We start from the raw sequence: 17,539 nt of genomic DNA on the forward strand, positions 1-17,539 counted from the left end.
CACTATGACTCCTCGAAACGTTTCAGCAATACACCAGCATTCGCGCCACCAAAGCCAAAGCTCAAGTTCATAATGATGTCTAGTTTCTGGTCATATCGGTGTTTATTTGGAACGTAATCCAGATCACACTCTGGGTCTGGCTCATCCATATGAATAGTGGCTGGAATAGTATTGTTTTCCATCGCTTTAAGGCAGAATATCGCCTCAAGAGAACCCGCCGCGCCAATCAGATGACCGGTATAGGATTTTGTGCTCGACATGGGTATTGAGTAGGCAGCGTCACCTAACGCAGACTTGATGGAATTTGTCTCATTGAGATCGTTCAATGGTGTTGAGGTACCATGAAGGTTGATGTAATCAATCTCGTCAAATGCGACTCCGGATTGAGTGCATAACTCCCGAATAACATGAATACGCGCTTGCATATCCTCTGCCGGAGCAGTCATATCATATGCATCTGAATAGTTGGTATAGCCGATTACTTCCGCGAGTATATTGGCGCCACGCGCTTTGGCAAACTCGTAGTCTTCGAGGCACAGTACCGCTGCCCCTTCGGACAATACAAAGCCACTTCGACCTTTCGAGAACGGGCAACATGCGAGGCGCTCATTTTCTTGCTCTTTACTCAATGCCTGAATGACATCAATCGACCAAATATTAAACTGCTCACGCAGCGACTCACTGCCTCCTGCAACCACAACTTTTGCTCTTCCACAGCGGATTGCATCAAAGGCTTCACCTATCGCCATGGTACCCGTAGCGCAAGCTGCAACAGGACTATTCTGATAGCCTCGAAAATTCCAATTCATTGATACTGCAGCGGTTGCTGCATTGCACATTGACATGACCGTAGCGAAAGATGTGGTTAGCCCTGATTCACGGTAATCGTTGTTGTTCTCATTTGCTGTGTCTAAACCACCCCAGCCAGTGCCTATTACAACACCTCTTTCAAACGGAGAAACAACCTCATCCAAATCGGTCTCACCAAAGGCCATGTTGAGCGCTTCATCACACGCCAGTAAACTAAATTTAGCGTACTGAGGTAGCATTTTTAAAATACGCTTTGAGAATGGACGCATCAATTTTCGGTCAAAATCCATGAAACCAAAATATTTGGCGTTAATTGAGTCATCATCCATTTTAGTGTGTCGATAGCCAACCTGGTAATCCATTAGATTTCCCCAGATTTCATTCATGTTATTACCCATTGACGTAACACCACCGTATCCGGTGATAACAACTCGACGACTCTTTTGTTTATCCTTAGTTTCCATAAAAACCTCAATATTTAGGGAATTACCCACAAAATTCACCTAATCGCGCTTTGCCAGCGCAACATATCCACTAGTCAGCACCATTAGGTGCGCTAGCCCAAAACACTTTATACTCAAAGAATCAGATATACGTTGGCACATCACAACTCGCCAAAGCACGACGCTGAGCCTTTGTAAAAAGTAAACAAGGCATAAGTAAAACTGACTATCAAACGTTTATAGAACCGAAAGAAATCAACTCCAGCCTATTTAAAACCTAAAACACGGCACTGCTTTAATATTAAAGATCATGAGCACATTTCGCCCTATCCACTCAGGTAATCTCACCGCTTAACGAGGTTAAAATTTCATTACACCATTAACATAAGAAGCCGTCGGCAACACAAGGCGCAACCACTGAGATACACATTTACCTTTAATTGTTACAACTCAATATAACCGACAAAATAAAAACAAACAACCCTGTATGCTTTTATTTTAGGTAAAAATGTAAATTTACTTACCCAATCCATTTAACAGTAACACTAACGCGCATGACAATGATTTCTATTTACTAATAGATTGAAAACAAACAAACACCAACACCACAGAACTGGATAGCACTTATAAATCAGCAACATAAAATTGCTTGTAACGATGTTTTCTATACCCGTGAAATATGAAAAAGTAGCTCATGGCACCTTACTACCTCATTATTCAGGGAATGCCAAAAAAGCACAGCACCTGGAATGCCATTGCATCTTGTACATTAGGAAAATCTCTGGCACCACTAAACACACGCACCAAGTCGATCTGAAACAGCCTTTAATAGGCCCTTTCAAAGGTCGTAACAAACTTGTAAAAATGTCAATTTTTTCACACAAAGCACCAGCTTAACTGTTATCCAGACACCTGTACGTATAGAGCAAAAAAACCACGCTCCAAAGCTCGGTTGTCGCGCCACTGTTTGCTTTTTGGTTTAGTATAAAAATATGACAGAAATTATATATGACTATAAAAAAGGCGTTTACCCACCTAACTCAGGCAGATTTTTTACGACTCAGATGTTATTTATTAACCAACTTGCTTTGCAATAGCTTTTACGCTTAAGGCGCGAGATTAAATGAATGATTTTTTTTGACTTTATACTGGTAATGGCGAACCCATTACGGGAACATTGAAATCCACAATGCAACTAAGATATTCAATTTTTTTATTGTAATTCTTCAGAGCGCTTCCATGGAACTAGCTTTACTCTGTACCAATCTGTTAACATCCATTTCCGATTAACACGATGTTTGACTATTTTTGGCAAGTGTTGACTTTTAAACTCAAGCCTTTAATTTCAAAAGAAGATATAAATAATGACCAGAGCAACCAAACAACAATGGATAGAAGAGGCATTTCGCCTCTTAATTGAACAAGGGCAAAGTGCTTTGTCTGCTGAAAAGATAGGTAAAAGGCTAGGAGTTAGCAGAGGTTCTTTCTATCATCACTTTGCTTCCAAAGACGGTTTTTACCAGGCCATTTTAGAAACATGGTACGAAAACAGCACAATAGGTACTGTAGCAAAGAATAAGTCCCTGGAAGGAGAGACCCGACTCGAAAAGCTACGCTATTTCGCCTGGGCAATAAACCATGAGCTGGATGTCGCAATAAGAGCCTGGTCTCTCCATAGCCCACAGGCAAGGGCTTTTCAGGAAAGAGTGGATCAAGACCGACTCGCCTATTTAGAAGAAGTCTACAGTGAGAGCTTCCAAACTGAGCAAAATGCAGAGCGAGTCTCGATTGCAGCAAAAGTAGCTTATTTGAGCTTTATTGGTGTGCAGTCATTCCAACCTAAGTTCGACGGTGAAAAAGTAGAGCACTTCAGAAACAGTTTACATGAGGTAATAACTCGTTATCTGGGCACAAATTAGTGCATAACAAGGTAAGCATTTCGTTAGAGGAATAACTTTGGCTGACTTGCTTGAGCCGCGCAGCATTGCTCAAATAGGGATGAATAATGCTCACTCTTTAAACTGAAATATCAGTCCGAACAAAGCTAACTCACTTGCAGAGGTTCGTATCAAGCCGGGCAAAGCGGTCTGCGGCTTCACGCTCGACCTGCTTTCACTGTGCCCACGAACCTCTTTGCAATTCACCTTCTTCATTAGCATTCCTTTATCGGGTAATATTGCTGTCGAATTCACCGCTTAGCTCAGCTTGACCAACTTATGGCCTCATCACACCGACTAGATGGCACGAAGGATACAGTTCGGCGCTATCATGTGCTTGCTGATAGCACCATTTTTACGCGTCGGGTGTCCAGTTTATTCTCATTAAAGAAGGGTTGCTTGATATAGTTGCCAACCCGCTTTAGGTCTGCAAAAAAATTCGTGTAAGTTTTATGACACAATTACTTACAATTACATAGTATAAACAACTTAACAACATTGATGCATATGTACTAACTTAAGGATCGTTCAATTTGTGAACCTAACGACTTTTTAAAAGGAATATCAAAATGAAGCTTAACCTGAACAAAAAGAACATCAAAAGACTCAGTGCAGACAAAGCCACTTTGGCATTGCAAGCAACGCCGCAAGTTGCCGGTGGTGCTCCCAAAAGCTATTTCAATAACTGTGCACCAACAGAAAACCGAATGTGCTGGGAAGATTCTATTGGCAACTGCCCTTATACTATGGCATTTGGATGCTAATCCGTTAGCAACCATTTGATGTAAATTCGGGGTTTCTACTGACTTACCTGGTAGTCCTGCCTGGATTTAAACTCCAATACGGTCGCATTAATGCAGTAGCGATCGCTTCCACCTGGTCCTTCATTCGCAAACACATGTCCCAGATGAATGCCCGATGAGCTGGAACGAAGTTCAGTGCGTTGCATGCCGTGACTATTGTCTTCATGATAAGTCACACTGCCCGCCACCGGATGCTTGAAAGACAACCAGCCTGTGCCTGAGTTAAATCGGTCTTTGGTATCAAACAAGGCCTGCCCGCTGAGCTTATCTATAAATACCCCGTCACCGGTTTGTTTAAATAAATCATATTGTTTGCAAAACGGCCGATCTGTGCCCTGCTCAAACGCTGTGGTATAGGCATCACTGTCACCCAGCTTAAACGCGCCCAGTGCCCGGTAAAACGTTTTACGGTCCATATACCCCTGAAAGCCCGCAACTTCCTTACCATTTTCCATAAATAAAATGGTCGGTGTTGCCCAGGTTGCAGACATGATACTCAGGTCCTGTAGCTGACTGGCCCGACGAAAGTGCAATGCAATACTGCCTTGATAATCATTCACCACTTGCTGCTTAAACTTGTCACAATAAGGGCAGTACGGTGCATCAATCACGACAATGTGCTTGCCCGTTAACAATGCTTTATTATCAACCGACTGCTCTTGCACATCCGCAAAAGTGACGCCTGTACTGTGATCCGGGCAATATCCGTTAGGGTTTTTTACCAGATAATTCTGGTGATATTCTTCTGCCCGCACAAAAGCGCTCAGTGGCTTAAGTGTCGTTTGAATTTGGCCATAACCGGCTTGCGTCAGCAGCGCCTGGTACTGTTCTTTTAATGAAGCTGCCGTGGTTTTTTGCGCCTCATCGGTATACAGGATAGTGGAGCGATATTGTGTACCCACATCATTACCCTGACGATTTTTCTGCGTTGGGTCATGGCTTTCAAAATAGACTTTTAACAACGACTCTGTCGATAGGCGGCTGGCGTTGTAAGTTACCCGTACGACTTCTGCGTAATTATTGGGGTCAAAACGTCGGCTTGACGCTGTGATTGCCTTATAACTTGCCTTAAAACCTCGCCCATCTGCATATCCGGATTCAGCATCTATTACCCCAGGCAGCGCTTCATAGCGTTTTTCTGCGCCCCAAAAACAGCCCGATCCCAGCACCAGTGTTTTGATATGCGAACTGGCTTGTTCTGGTTTGCTATTCAGCACAGCCGCATGGCTGATGCTGGCAAGCCCAAGTAAACTCGAGAGCGTTATCTGTACAATTAATCGTTTATTCACTCCGACTTCCTTTAAATTGATTTCTCTTAACTACCAAGACCGTGGCAGCCACGCCATACTTTCGCCGAGTGTGAAAAAATCAGCCGGTTCGCACTTCAACTAGGATTCTGTGTCATTCAACGACATTTAATTAATTAATCTGCGTGTTTAAGGTAAAACAAAGCCCAAATTAGTTATTGAGGGTTTATTCAATGCCGTTATCTACTCGTCTTTGCGCACTCAGTGTCGCACTTTTCGGTTCAGCCTCGGCGCTGGCAGCCGACATCCAGTTCACCAGCAAACTGAACGAAAAAACCGATGCTCTGGTTGTGTTTCAGGATAGTGAGCAAAGCAATGCATTTAAATTTCTTGACAGAGATACCCGAAAACAACTGAACAAAGCAATGGAAGCTGACAAGTTTTCTGGTGATTACGGTAAGGTGGTCGAAGTACTGGCACCCGTTGACTCTAAACACCAACGTATTCTTGTGGTTGGTCTGGGTGAGCGCGACGAGCTGGACAGTGCCAAAATGGCTAAGCTCGGCGGTAACCTGCACGCAAAACTGGAACAAAAAGAAGCGGCGACAGTCAGCGTTGCATTCAAAGGCGTAAATGGCCAGCTCAGCAACCATGAACTGGCGGCGCAATATGCGCACGGTGCCAATCTGCGCGACCATACGTTTGAGCTGTATAAGAAAGAGCCGAACACACACAGTATGACCTACAACCTGAGTGTAGACGACCAGGGTCAGACGCAAGCCGAATACACTACGTTAAGTCACATTGAACAGGGTGTATTTCTGGCACGTGATTTAACCTCAGAAGTCCCGACTGAAATGACGCCGGTTGACTTTGCCAATGCTGCCAAACAACTCGAGCAGTATGGTGTTGAAGTGAAGATCTTGGAGCCAGAGCAGCTTAAATCCCTGGGTATGAATGCACTGGAAGGGGTTGGCCGTGGCAGTAAAGAAGGCTCACGCCTGGTTGTTGCACATTATAAGGGCAATAACGACACCCCTATCGCACTGGTAGGTAAAGGGATCACCTTTGATTCTGGTGGTTACAGCATTAAAACCGGCAAGTCCATTGCCCGCATGAAATCAGATATGGCCGGTGCAGCGGCTGTTCTGGGCACGGTAAAAGCCATGGCGCTGGCGAAGGCCGATGTTAACGTTGTTGCAGTAATGGGTATGGCCGCCAATATGGTCTCTGAAAACTCGATTGCACCGGGTGATGTGCTGCGCACAGCAGAAGGCCTGAGCGTTGAAATCCTCAACACCGATGCAGAGGGTCGCTTAGTATTGAGCGATGCCATGTGGTATGCACGCACCTATTATAAGCCTGAGGTGATGGTTGACCTGGCAACACTGACGGGCTCTAAGATCCGTGCTGTAGGCAATCGCTATGCCGCAGTATTCTCAGATGATGAACACCTGATCTCGGAATTTACCGTTGCCGGTAAAGCCGTTAATGAACCACTTTGGCGACTGCCGCTGGGCTACAAAGACATGCTGAAATCTGACATCGCAGATATTGCCAATGTCGGTTCAGGTGGTCCGGGCGCGACTACTGCGGCCTCATTCCTGCAGCACTTTGCCGGTGAAACCCGCTGGTTACATATCGATATTGCAGGCAACGCATTGGCCTCTTCAGGTAAAGGCGAAGTTTCTGCGGGCGGTACCGGGTTTGGTGTACGCCTGCTGAGCGAATGGTTGCTGAGTAACTAACAACATCCCAACCCAACTGAGCCATGCAATAATTGCATGGCTTTTTTTTAACATCAATCAGCCTGGCCACTAACAGGTTTGGCAAGACAGCCGCAGATAAGCTTGCTATGCTTTGCCCGGGCGTCCCTCTGTGTAATACCGCCCCATCAACGCATAACCAATCAGAGGGATTAAATCTGCCGATAACAAAATGAAAAATAACATACCATGACTCAAGAACAGACTTATCTGCTTGGCGAGCAGGCGGTAGTGCTCGACTTAAACTGCGCGCGACTCGATAACACGCAACAGAATCGCCTGTTTGCTTTGCACCGCCACTTGCAAAAACAGGCCCAATATACGGATATTGTGGTCGGAAAAACCTCCCTGACTCTGGTTTTACAAGACCCGACACAATGCGCAAGCTGGCAGGACCAGCTTCTGTTACTCTGGGAAGAGCTCAGTGCTGAAGACTTTCACCCCACCACACACCAAATACCTGTCGTTTATGGGCAAGCCGCAGGTCCGGATCTGGCTCCTTTGGCTGTGCAACTGGGCCTGTCACAAAGCGACATTATAGAACTGCACAGCGCACCGCTCTATCAGGTTAAGTTTCTGGGCTTTTTGCCAGGCTTTGCCTATCTGGGCTGCGTACCTGAGCGGCTCAGGGTTGCGCGGCTTGACTCGCCGAGAGCTCATGTGCCGGCAGGATCGGTTGCTATCGCTGAAGATTTAAGTGCGATTTATCCCAGTACCTCCCCCGGTGGCTGGCGATTGCTGGGCCACAGCCCAACACAGTTATTCAACCCCCATAACCAACCACCTTGTCTGTTTCAGCCAGGCGATAATGTAAAATTTGTACCGCAAAAGGAGGGCCTGTGTTAGAAGTTATTAAGCCCGGCGTGCAGCTGTGTATCCAGGATCTGGGTCGGCACGGCCATCGTCATCTGGGCGTATCTCAAAGTGGCGCATTAGATCCCCTCGCCGTTAGGATAGCCAATACCCTGTTAGGCAATCCCCTTAATACTGCAGTACTTGAAATCACCGTTGGACTGACTCAGCTACAATTTACCAGCGCTACTAATTTCGCGTTAACCGGAGGCGACCTCAAAGCGTGCCTTGACGATACGCCACTGACACCGGGCTGGCGCTATTATGCTAAACCCGGACAGCTACTTAGCTTTGCATCCAGCCCCGATGCACTGCGTGCCTATGTCAGTGTTGAAGGCGGCTTTGACCTGCAAAGCGTGATGGGTTCCTGCGCGACCGATCTCCAGGCGGGGTTTGGCGGTATCAATGGCTCACCACTGGCTGCGGGAGATCAACTGCACTATTCCAGCTGCCCTGAGCGACACAGTGTGGGTGCACTGCAACCGGGATACTACAAACAGGTGCGTATCCTGAGCGGCCCTCATTGCACGCAACTGGATAGCTCAGCAGCGCAATTATTGTCTGCAAAGTCCTGGCAAGTATTACCTGACAGCAACCGAATGGGAATGCGATTAACCGGCCCAGACCTAATCACCCATCAGCTCTCAATCAACTCTCAGGCCGTCTTACCTGGCACCATTCAGCTGCCACCCAATGGTGCGCCGATTGTTTTGCTGAATGATTGTCAGACCACGGGCGGTTACCCGATGATAGCTCAGGTCATTCAAGCTGATCTGCGCCATTTTGCGCAACTGAGTGCCGGTGACCAGATCAGCTTTACACTCACCACCCCTGCTCAGGCACACCAGGATACACAACAACAAAATTACCTTCTGAACCAATTGCGCATTGCGCTGACACATCACGACAGGAGTATTTCGTGAACGAACTGAATTTTTTGCCCCTCAGTGGCATTCTGGTGGTGATCCTCGGGTTTGCCTTGCGGTTTAATCCCCTGCTGGTCGTGACCTGTGCAGGTATCGTAACCGGCTGGGCCGTCGACCTGGACTACCTGACTTTGCTGGAAACCTTTGGCGAGAAGTTTCTCAACTCGCGTCAGCTGGCCAGCTTTTTATTACTCCTGCCCGTCATCGCCATTTTGGAGCGATATGGTTTACAACAGCATGCCAAAAGCTGGATAGCCAGTATCAAAGGGGCCACCACGGCCAGGATCCTGAGCGTCTATTTTGTGGTGCGTGAATGCAGCGCCGCATTGGGGCTGATTAACCTGGCTGGCCAGGCGCAAACGGTACGTCCTTTACTGGCCCCGATGGCGCTTGGTGCGGCAAGCAACCTGCATGGCGACCTGCCAAAACCAATCCGGGATATGATCAGTGCACATGCCGCGGCATGTGACAACATTGCCGTTTTCTTTGGTGAAGATATCTTCATTGCCTTTGGTGCAGTGCTGCTGATGGATGCCTTTTTAAGAGAAAACGGCATCGCCGGGATTGAACCACTTCATATTGGTCTGTGGGCTATCCCTACGGCTATTGCCGCGTTAATTGTGCACCTGTTTAGACTTGCCAGACTGGAAGCTAAAATACAACAACAGATAGCCCAACACACCGAACAACAAGACTCAGACGGCCCAACTGCCAGGGAGGAGCTGGCATGAGCGCAATGACAACGACCGCCACTGCGCAACCAGCCCTGCTCTCAATTGGTAATATCTACTTGTTGATAGGCTTTGTGGTGTTATTTCTGGTCATTAAAACGTTACAGGACAAAGATCATCCCAAGCGCCTGACCACCGCGTTGTTTTGGGGCTTGTTTGGCAGTGTGTTTCTGCTTGGCGATTTGTCTGTTACTTATTTAGGAGAGAGCCTGACCTATCGCTGGGTGGGAGTCTGTGTTATCGCCATTGCGTTACTGGCTGGCATGGGCAAGGTCTCTATGGGCAGCTACGACGTACCCAGTGATGAGGTGCAAACTGCCAGTGCCCGACGCATTGGTAACAAGCTGTTTATTCCCGCTGTGCTAATTCCAGTCGTCACTGTGGTGTGTACTATCTTGCTGAAGGATATCCAGCTTGGCAGCCTGTATGTATTCGATCAAAGCCATGTAACCCTGGCTGCACTGACGCTGGCCTGTACCATCGCCTTGTTAGTCAGCTGGAAATTCACCGGCGGCAGCCCACTTCAGGCGCTAGGCGAATCACGTCGACTGGTCGATTCTATTGGCTGGGCAGCTATCCTGCCACAAATGCTCGCGATGCTGGGGGGCGTTTTCATTGTCGCGAATACCGGCACTGCGATTCAGGATCTGGTGACCTTGTTTGTCTCGCCCGACAATCGCTTTATGCTGGTTGTTATCTATTGTGTCGGTATGGCCTTATTTACTATGGTGATGGGCAATGCTTTTGCCGCCTTCCCTGTGATGACGGCTGGTATTGCAGTGCCCTTTCTCATTCAGGGTCACGGCGCAAGCCCCGCGCCTTTGGTTGCCATCGGCATGTATTCAGGTTACTGCGGGACGCTAATGACCCCGATGGCCGCCAATTTCAATATTGTGCCCGCCGCGCTGTTAAACCTGAAAGACAAGTATCAGGTGATCAAAGTACAGATCCCGACAGCGCTATCGCTGTTGTTCATTAATATTTTGCTTATGTATGGAATCATCTTCAATGACTAAAGGCACCCATAAAACCGTATTGTTGACGGGCTTTGAGCCCTTCGGCGGCGAATCGATTAATCCCTCATGGCAGGCAGTACATCAGCTCGACGGATGTCATATTGCCGGGCACACAATCAGGACCAAAGAGCTCCCGTGTGAGTTTGATCACGCCCTGACACAACTTAACCGGGCCATCGACAAATATGCGCCCGCACTGGTTTTGTGTGTCGGTCAGGCCGGTGGCCGCGCAGATATTTCTATCGAGCGTGTGGCTATCAATATTAACGATGCCCGTATCCCGGATAATGCCGGTGCCCAGCCGATAGACACGCCAGTACTTTCCGGTGGGCCTGCGGCCTATTTTGCCGCCCTGCCCGTAAAACACATGCTAAACGACCTTCGCCAGGCACAAATCCCGGCCAGCATTTCGAACACTGCAGGCACTTATGTCTGTAACCATGTGATGTACGGATTACTTCATTATATCAGCGAGCATCAGCTCAATTGCCGGGGCGGTTTTATTCATATCCCCTACTTACCCGAGCAAGCCATGCACCACAGCGGTGCACCAAGCATGAGTGCCCCGCAGGTGATTGACGCGCTCAAAGTGATGATTTCTTCTGCCCTGACCCATGATACTGATCTGCAGATTGCTGCAGGTACCACGCACTGATCTGCTTGCCCTGTTTTGGTTCATTTATGCACCAAAACAGGGCAATATTTACTCAGTAAAATCACGGTTTTTTATGTGACTTGCCCGTTCATTTCTGATAGTACTAACAGCACGAGCCAGCGCCACTGCGCATGCTCGACAATAATAGTTAACAGGAATGAGGTCATTATGTGTTCAATTTTTGGTGTGCTGGAGATTAAATCCGATCCGGCCATCCTGCGCGAGCAGGCAATAGAAATGTCTAAGCGATTACGCCACCGCGGACCCGACTGGTCCGGTGTTTACGCCAGTGATAACGCCATCCTGGTGCATGAGCGGCTCGCCATTGTTGGCGTATCCAGTGGTGCACAACCTTTGTACAACCCTGAGCGGACGCATATTCTCGCAGTCAACGGAGAAATCTATAACCACAAAGAACTGGCTCAGCAGCTAAGTGTTCCCTTTACCTTCCAGACGCAGTCAGATTGTGAAGTATTACTGGCTTTGTACAAGCAAAAAGGCCCGGAATTTTTAGACGACCTGAACGGGATTTTTGCCTTTTGTCTGTATGATGAACAAGAGGATGCCTATCTCATCGGTCGCGATCATATCGGCATTATCCCGCTTTACACCGGCCGCGATCAGCATGGTAATTTCTATGTTGCCAGCGAAATGAAAGCACTCACTCCCATCTGCAATCAGATTGAGGAGTTTCCACCTGGGCACTATCTGTATTCAAAAGAAGGCACCCTGCGCCCCTATTACCAGCGTGACTGGCAGCAATTCGACGCGGTGAAGGACAACGACGCCTCTGCGGACACGGTTAAAGCGGCTTTAGAAGCCGCCGTCAAACGCCAGCTGATGTGCGATGTGCCATACGGTGTACTACTCTCCGGAGGCCTGGATTCATCCGTTATTTCCGCCATCACCCAACAGTTTGCAGCGCGGCGTATTGAAGATGACGACGCCACAGAAGCCTGGTGGCCCAAATTACACTCCTTTTCTATCGGTCTGGAGGGCTCTCCCGATCTGGCTGCGGCGCAGAAAGTTGCCGATCAGATTGGTACCGTGCATCACCCAATTCACTTTACGGTGCAACAAGGGATCGATGCCCTCAAGGAAGTCATTTACCACCTTGAAACCTATGACGTCACCACAATCCGGGCGTCTACCCCAATGTACCTGATGGCGCGTTACATCAAAGCCATGGGAATAAAAATGGTGCTTTCAGGGGAAGGTGCCGATGAGTTGTTTGGGGGTTATTTGTATTTTCACAAGGCCCCCAACAGCCAGGAATTCCATGAAGAGCTCAATCGTAAAGTGTCTAAGCTGCATATGTTCGACTGCCTGCGTGCCAACAAGTCGATGGCGGCCTGGGGCGTCGAAGCCAGGGTCCCCTTTCTGGATAAAGAATTTGTCGATATTGCCATGCGAACCAACCCCGAATACAAGATGTGTAAAGAAGGCCGCATTGAAAAGCATATCATCCGTGAAGCATTTGATGGTTATTTGCCTGACGACGTCTTGTGGCGTCAAAAGGAGCAATTCTCCGATGGGGTGGGATATTCCTGGATTGACTCTCTAAAAGAGTATGTCGACGAAAAGGTCAGCGACCAGGAGCTCGCCAGCGCCGAGTATCGCTTCCCTATCAACACACCCGACAGCAAAGAGGCCTACTACTACCGCTGTATCTTTGAGTCTCACTTTCCCGGTGATGCGGCGGCCAAATGCGTGCCTCATGGTAAATCGGTTGCCTGCTCCACACCCGAGGCGCTGGCCTGGGATGCATCGTTCGAGCAAAATGCCGATCCATCCGGACGCGCAGCCAATGTGCACAGCCATGCCTATGACAACCAAAACTGACCTTCAATAGAAAAGTAAAAAGGGCCTGAAGGCCCTTTTTATTTAGATGATTTAAATGAATTTTTTGATGATAAAATCCACTTTTACCCGCTTTGCCTGGCCCAGGATTTTCTTGACTGGTGGCGGGTAGTCTTCGACAGTTTCGAGATCCTGCGCACCGGTCAACTTAGTGCAGTTGGCCAGAATCGCTTCGCGCTCGGCATTAATCGCCTGCTCCAGTTTCTGCTCGGGATCTTCTATCAAAATGCCATTTTCGATATCCAGGCCCCAGGCACGCGGATTTAGATTATGCCCGGTCATCAGATGTGCCTGATTATCGCGGTTAATGCCCTTGAGATGAAATGAATTATTGCCATCACGCCACAGATACACATTAAGGTGCCCAGAGTTGATGTAGCGCTTTTGCGATTTCAAGAACTTGTACAAAATGGTTTCGTACAAATAAGGTAAAGCACCAATGCGGCTAAAGGGCTGATCTGGCGCGATGTAAAAATCATTCGCCGTTTTATCACCAATGACAATGGTGACTGTTTTACCCTCTTTGAGCAATCGGCGTAATGAGCGTAACAAAGGCGCCGGAAAGTTAAAGTAAGGCGTGTATAACAACAGCTCACGCTCTGTGGTATCAAACAGCGCCTTAATCAAACGATTCAGTTTGTTGGTACGACGGCCAAAGCCCAAAAACGCACGCACATTTAAGCCATTCGTTGCCCTCGCAGCGCTCATGTCGTAATTTGCTTTTTTAAGCTGTTTCATCAGCTGCCTTTGCGCCACTTTTAGCTCAGAAAAGGGCTTAAGTGGACGCTGATCCAACCGTGGCACGGCCTCGCTGGACAACAAGTAAGTATCCAGGAAATGACAAAAGCTGGCCGCCAGTGCTGGATTCTGGATCACAAAATAGCGGTCAAGGCGGTATTTATCGCCATGCTGCAAATACACATTATTGATACTGGCACCGCTGTACAATACGGTATCATCGATCACGAATCCTTTAAGGTGCAGCACCCCAAACAGCTCTTTTGCCTTAACCGGCACGCCATATACTTTTACGTTAGAGCCAAACTCAGCTTGCATATCGCAATACAGTTTCGCATTGCCTTCAGACTTGGCCTCGCCTATTAACCCTCGCTGGGCGCGATGAAAATCAACCAGTACGTGAATTTGCAAATGCGGCCGCTGCGATGCCACATCATGTAGCGCAGCCAGAATTTCACGACCTGCCTCATCGTCTTGCAAATACAATGCGGTTAAGTAGATGCGATGTTGCGCACCCCGAATGAGCGATAACAGTTGCGTGCGATATTGCTTCGCATCAGTCAGTATTGCGCAACTTTGTGCTTCCAGTGCAAACCCAGGTTTATCCTGCCAAAATGCCATAACTACCTTTAAAAACAGACTAACGTCAAATAGACAGAGAAAAATTCCCTAGAACATAGCAAAAAAAAACTCTCAGGTCATGAAATACCGTTCATTTACGCGTTTGTGGCACAAATTGTCAGCAAGTACAGTATATTTGACAGCTTATGAATTTATAAAAAATCGATTTTTGTAATTTATTTTACTTCTGGCTTGAATTTCATAGAATCGGCAGCACTAACTAGAGAAGATAGAAGTTTACTTGTAGGAATTATTTAAATGAGTGATGCAAAACACTGCAAACTATTGATCCTGGGCTCCGGCCCTGCTGGCTATACAGCTGCTGTTTACGCCGCGCGTGCAAACCTGAACCCAGTACTTATCACGGGCATGCAGCAAGGTGGTCAGCTGACCACAACAACTGAAGTAGAAAACTGGCCTGGCGATGCCCACGGCCTGACGGGTCCTGCGCTGATGGACCGAATGAAAGAGCACGCTGAGCGCTTCGAAACCGAGATCATTTTTGATCACATCAATAAAGTTGATGTCACTAAGCGTCCTTTCACGCTAACGGGTGATCAGGGGACTTATACCTGTGATGCGTTGATCATTGCGACAGGCGCTTCTGCTAAGTACCTGGGCCTGGAATCTGAAACCAACTTCCAGGGTCGTGGCGTTTCAGCTTGTGCAACCTGTGACGGATTCTTCTATCGCGGACAAAAAGTGGCGGTTGTTGGCGGTGGTAACACGGCGGTTGAAGAAGCCCTTTACCTGTCAAACATTGCTGAAGAAGTCCACGTGATCCACAGACGAGATACGTTCCGCAGCGAAAAGATCCTGTCTGACCGTCTGATGGAAAAAGCAAACAATGGCAACGTGGTTCTGCACCTGAACAAAACCCTGGATGAAGTACTGGGCGACGACATGGGCGTAACTGGCATTCGCATCAAAGACACAGACTCAGATGCGACCGAGCAGCTTGACCTTGCTGGTGTCTTTATTGCCATTGGCCATAAACCAAATACCGACATGTTTGCCGGCCAGCTGGAAATGAAAGACGGCTACCTGGTTGTACAATCAGGCTTGAACGGCAATGCCACACAAACCAGCGTTGAAGGCGTCTTCGCCGCAGGTGATGTGTCTGACCATATTTATCGTCAGGCAATTACCTCAGCAGGCACGGGCTGTATGGCTGCCCTGGATGCTGAGCGTTACTTAGATAACCTTAAGTAACAAAGGTTTGAAGACGTGCGCTTGCTTGCACGTCTTCAATCACAAAATCCCCACGTCACACCAAAAATAGGTTAAACTAACGTCATCCCTGAGGTTTTTAGTTTGTAATTCAGAACCGCGAATATGACTCAGCAATTGTTTCACCTGTCTTCAACCGACTTTATTTTCCCCCCCTGCCATTTTGCACTGAAAGACCCCGATGGCCTACTCGCTATTGGCGGATGTCTGAGTACCGCAAGACTGCGCCGCGCTTATCAACAAGGCATTTTTCCCTGGTTTAATGAGCGCGAGCCGATCATGTGGTGGACGCCCAGCGAGCGAGGAATTTTGGAGCTAAATGAATTTCATGTCAGCCGCTCATTAAAGAAAACAGCGCGCAAACTGACACCAAAAATTACCGTTAACACAGCATTTGAGCAAGTCATTAAGGCATGCAGAGAACAGCGGCTGGATAAAGAAGGTACCTGGATAAACAGTGCCATGCTCGGCGCTTATCTTAAAGGACATGAAGAGGGATTCGTTCACAGTGTCGAAGTGTGGCATGAAGAGACCTTGATTGGTGGCTTGTATGGTGTAATGTTAAATGGCGTTTTTTGCGGTGAATCAATGTTCTATCGTATACCCGACGCCTCTAAGCTGGCGATGTGGGCATTGGTTAACTGGCTCAAAAGGCATAATGCCCATTTTATAGATTGTCAGCTGGAAAACCCTTATTTGCTGTCTTTAGGTGCAAAAGTCATTTCAAGAAAAGAATTTTTAGCTAAACTTAAAGCAGCAAGCCATTATCAAGTGCCTGAAACGATGTGGCATCCGCAACCACTGAGGGCGATATATGACTGAACATTTCCCTTCAAAAATTGGCCTGAGCCAGCAGTTTGATTGCAGCTACCTGGCTGACAAGAAAGAACAGCTATTGGTTATTCTGGATAGCAACTGCTATACACCGTCACGCTTTGAGACCTTGCTCTCGTTTGGCTTTCGCCGCAGCGGTGACCAAATATACCGCCCTCACTGCCCTGCGTGCCATGCCTGTCAGTCGGTGCGGGTGCTGGCCGACGATTACGTGCCCTCACGCTCACAAAAACGCAAGTGGAATAAAATAAACTCAGAATTTCGCTTCAAGTACAGCACTCAGGAGCAGGCAGATTATTACCAGTTATACGAAAAGTACATCACCATGCGCCATAGTGACGGCTCTATGTACCCGCCTAACCGGTTGCAGTACGAAAGCTTCTTATTTTGTCGCTGGCTGCCCATCACCTTTATTGAACTGTGGCACAAAGAGCAATTGATAGCGGTTGCGGTGACCGACACCATGCCAACCGCTTTGTCCGCCATCTATACTTTTTTTGACCCCGACTACGCTGATTTAAGCCTGGGTACTGTGATGATCATGGCGCAATTGGAGTTTGCACGCCAGCATGCCAAAGCCTATCTCTATCTTGGCTATCAGATAGATGCCTGCCCCAAAATGCGCTACAAGCAGCAATATTTGCCTGCACAACAGTTCAAAAGTGATGTCTGGGTCAACATTTAGATTACAAAAATAAGCGCTCCTGCCTTTACTTATCGCGCGCTTTTCGGCAAAATCTGCACCGTTAAACTTATCAAAGAGGTGATACGCTCCCCATGGCGAAAGAAGACGTTATTGAAATGCAAGGCACGGTCCTTGACACTTTACCAAATACTATGTTCCGTGTTGAATTGGAAAATGGTCACGTAGTTGTGGCACATATCTCTGGCAAAATGCGCAAAAACTACATCCGTATTTTGACCGGTGACAAGGTGACTGTTGAAATGACACCTTATGATCTGAGCAAAGGACGTATCGTCTTCCGCGCGCGTTAATTCGCCCAGCTCAGATACGCTTACCCATCAGGTAACCGTGGACAAGAGACGATTAAAACAAAAAGCCCGGCTAG

General features: G+C 47.7%; 16 protein-coding genes. 13 read left to right on the plus strand and 3 right to left on the minus strand.

All coding sequences use genetic code 11. From position 1 onward, the window contains the following. Positions 1-2: 2 nt before the first annotated feature. Positions 3-1,304, minus strand: coding sequence for a beta-ketoacyl-[acyl-carrier-protein] synthase family protein (locus TW77_RS01525; RefSeq protein WP_205623839.1), 1,302 nt, complete (start codon positions 1,302-1,304; stop codon positions 3-5). A gap of 1,313 nt (positions 1,305-2,617) precedes the next feature. Here TW77_RS01525 and TW77_RS01530 point away from each other — a divergent pair. Both TW77_RS01530 and TW77_RS01535 read left to right on the plus strand, forming a co-directional pair. Continuing rightward, complete coding sequence (locus TW77_RS01530; protein WP_052712997.1) at positions 2,618-3,172, plus strand: TetR/AcrR family transcriptional regulator; 555 nt, start codon at positions 2,618-2,620, stop codon at positions 3,170-3,172. A gap of 587 nt (positions 3,173-3,759) precedes the next feature. After that, complete coding sequence (locus TW77_RS01535; RefSeq protein ID WP_046003195.1) at positions 3,760-3,954, plus strand: hypothetical protein; 195 nt, start codon at positions 3,760-3,762, stop codon at positions 3,952-3,954. A 35-nt stretch (positions 3,955-3,989) separates the two neighbouring features. Here the strand turns inward: TW77_RS01535 and msrA are convergent, their stop codons facing one another. Next, positions 3,990-5,225: a peptide-methionine (S)-S-oxide reductase MsrA gene (gene msrA, locus TW77_RS01540; RefSeq protein ID WP_428838735.1), complete on the minus strand. Its 1,236-nt coding sequence runs from the start codon at positions 5,223-5,225 to the stop codon at positions 3,990-3,992. Between the two features lie 248 nt (positions 5,226-5,473). Between msrA and TW77_RS01545 the strand changes: the two genes are divergently transcribed. The 7 genes from TW77_RS01545 to asnB all read left to right on the plus strand — a co-directional run bounded on the left by TW77_RS01545 (position 5,474) and on the right by asnB (position 13,028). Next, complete coding sequence (locus TW77_RS01545; protein ID WP_046003197.1) at positions 5,474-6,988, plus strand: leucyl aminopeptidase; 1,515 nt, start codon at positions 5,474-5,476, stop codon at positions 6,986-6,988. A gap of 207 nt (positions 6,989-7,195) precedes the next feature. Next, positions 7,196-7,852: a 5-oxoprolinase subunit PxpB gene (gene pxpB / locus TW77_RS01550; protein WP_046003198.1), complete on the plus strand. Its 657-nt coding sequence runs from the start codon at positions 7,196-7,198 to the stop codon at positions 7,850-7,852. Beyond that, entirely contained in the window at positions 7,846-8,781 is a 936-nt protein-coding gene (locus TW77_RS01555; RefSeq protein ID WP_046003199.1) for a biotin-dependent carboxyltransferase family protein, read from the plus strand. The genes pxpB and TW77_RS01555 overlap by 7 nt, the downstream gene beginning before the upstream one ends. Beyond that, positions 8,778-9,515, plus strand: coding sequence for a DUF969 domain-containing protein (locus TW77_RS01560; RefSeq protein ID WP_046003200.1), 738 nt, complete (start codon positions 8,778-8,780; stop codon positions 9,513-9,515). Before TW77_RS01555 ends, TW77_RS01560 begins: the two co-directional genes overlap by 4 nt. After that, positions 9,512-10,531, plus strand: coding sequence for a DUF979 domain-containing protein (locus tag TW77_RS01565; protein WP_046003201.1), 1,020 nt, complete (start codon positions 9,512-9,514; stop codon positions 10,529-10,531). Before TW77_RS01560 ends, TW77_RS01565 begins: the two co-directional genes overlap by 4 nt. Continuing rightward, a complete protein-coding gene (gene pcp / locus TW77_RS01570) occupies positions 10,524-11,186 on the plus strand; it encodes a pyroglutamyl-peptidase I (RefSeq protein ID WP_046003202.1) in 663 nt (220 codons plus the stop codon). Before TW77_RS01565 ends, pcp begins: the two co-directional genes overlap by 8 nt. Positions 11,187-11,354: 168 nt before the next feature. Further along, positions 11,355-13,028 carry an asparagine synthase B gene (asnB, locus tag TW77_RS01575; RefSeq protein ID WP_046003203.1) on the plus strand — a complete coding sequence of 558 codons (1,674 nt, stop codon included), beginning with the start codon at positions 11,355-11,357 and terminating at the stop codon, positions 13,026-13,028. A 51-nt stretch (positions 13,029-13,079) separates the two neighbouring features. Here the strand turns inward: asnB and pssA are convergent, their stop codons facing one another. Then, positions 13,080-14,405, minus strand: a complete 1,326-nt coding sequence (pssA, locus tag TW77_RS01580; protein WP_046003204.1) for a CDP-diacylglycerol--serine O-phosphatidyltransferase — start codon at positions 14,403-14,405, stop codon at positions 13,080-13,082. A 258-nt stretch (positions 14,406-14,663) separates the two neighbouring features. Between pssA and trxB the strand changes: the two genes are divergently transcribed. The 4 genes from trxB to infA all read left to right on the plus strand — a co-directional run bounded on the left by trxB (position 14,664) and on the right by infA (position 17,465). Next, positions 14,664-15,617 carry a thioredoxin-disulfide reductase gene (trxB, locus tag TW77_RS01585; RefSeq protein ID WP_046003205.1) on the plus strand — a complete coding sequence of 318 codons (954 nt, stop codon included), beginning with the start codon at positions 14,664-14,666 and terminating at the stop codon, positions 15,615-15,617. A gap of 123 nt (positions 15,618-15,740) precedes the next feature. Continuing rightward, entirely contained in the window at positions 15,741-16,457 is a 717-nt protein-coding gene (gene aat, locus TW77_RS01590) for a leucyl/phenylalanyl-tRNA--protein transferase (protein ID WP_046003206.1), read from the plus strand. Continuing rightward, positions 16,450-17,154: an arginyltransferase gene (locus tag TW77_RS01595; RefSeq protein ID WP_046003207.1), complete on the plus strand. Its 705-nt coding sequence runs from the start codon at positions 16,450-16,452 to the stop codon at positions 17,152-17,154. The genes aat and TW77_RS01595 overlap by 8 nt, the downstream gene beginning before the upstream one ends. Before the next feature lie 92 nt (positions 17,155-17,246). Continuing rightward, positions 17,247-17,465 carry a translation initiation factor IF-1 gene (gene infA, locus TW77_RS01600; protein WP_002962494.1) on the plus strand — a complete coding sequence of 73 codons (219 nt, stop codon included), beginning with the start codon at positions 17,247-17,249 and terminating at the stop codon, positions 17,463-17,465. Positions 17,466-17,539 lie beyond the last annotated feature (74 nt).

The organism is Pseudoalteromonas rubra (genome assembly GCF_000967655.1).
GTDB classification, from domain to species: Bacteria; Pseudomonadota; Gammaproteobacteria; order Enterobacterales; family Alteromonadaceae; genus Pseudoalteromonas; species Pseudoalteromonas rubra_A.

What these genes read in the sequence shown, in the direction of transcription:
- pcp (WP_046003202.1), top strand. Translation starts at nt 10,524, where the DNA reads ATGACTAAAGGCACCCATAAAACCGTATTGTTGACGGGCTTTGAGCCC.
- TW77_RS01565 (WP_046003201.1), top strand. Translation starts at nt 9,512, where the DNA reads ATGAGCGCAATGACAACGACCGCCACTGCGCAACCAGCCCTGCTCTCA.
- pssA (WP_046003204.1), bottom strand. Translation starts at nt 14,405, where the DNA reads ATGGCATTTTGGCAGGATAAACCTGGGTTTGCACTGGAAGCACAAAGT.
- TW77_RS01535 (WP_046003195.1), top strand. Translation starts at nt 3,760, where the DNA reads ATGAAGCTTAACCTGAACAAAAAGAACATCAAAAGACTCAGTGCAGAC.
- infA (WP_002962494.1), top strand. Translation starts at nt 17,247, where the DNA reads ATGGCGAAAGAAGACGTTATTGAAATGCAAGGCACGGTCCTTGACACT.
- TW77_RS01595 (WP_046003207.1), top strand. Translation starts at nt 16,450, where the DNA reads ATGACTGAACATTTCCCTTCAAAAATTGGCCTGAGCCAGCAGTTTGAT.
- pxpB (WP_046003198.1), top strand. Translation starts at nt 7,196, where the DNA reads ATGACTCAAGAACAGACTTATCTGCTTGGCGAGCAGGCGGTAGTGCTC.
- aat (WP_046003206.1), top strand. Translation starts at nt 15,741, where the DNA reads ATGACTCAGCAATTGTTTCACCTGTCTTCAACCGACTTTATTTTCCCC.
- TW77_RS01545 (WP_046003197.1), top strand. Translation starts at nt 5,474, where the DNA reads ATGCCGTTATCTACTCGTCTTTGCGCACTCAGTGTCGCACTTTTCGGT.
- asnB (WP_046003203.1), top strand. Translation starts at nt 11,355, where the DNA reads ATGTGTTCAATTTTTGGTGTGCTGGAGATTAAATCCGATCCGGCCATC.
- TW77_RS01530 (WP_052712997.1), top strand. Translation starts at nt 2,618, where the DNA reads ATGACCAGAGCAACCAAACAACAATGGATAGAAGAGGCATTTCGCCTC.
- trxB (WP_046003205.1), top strand. Translation starts at nt 14,664, where the DNA reads ATGAGTGATGCAAAACACTGCAAACTATTGATCCTGGGCTCCGGCCCT.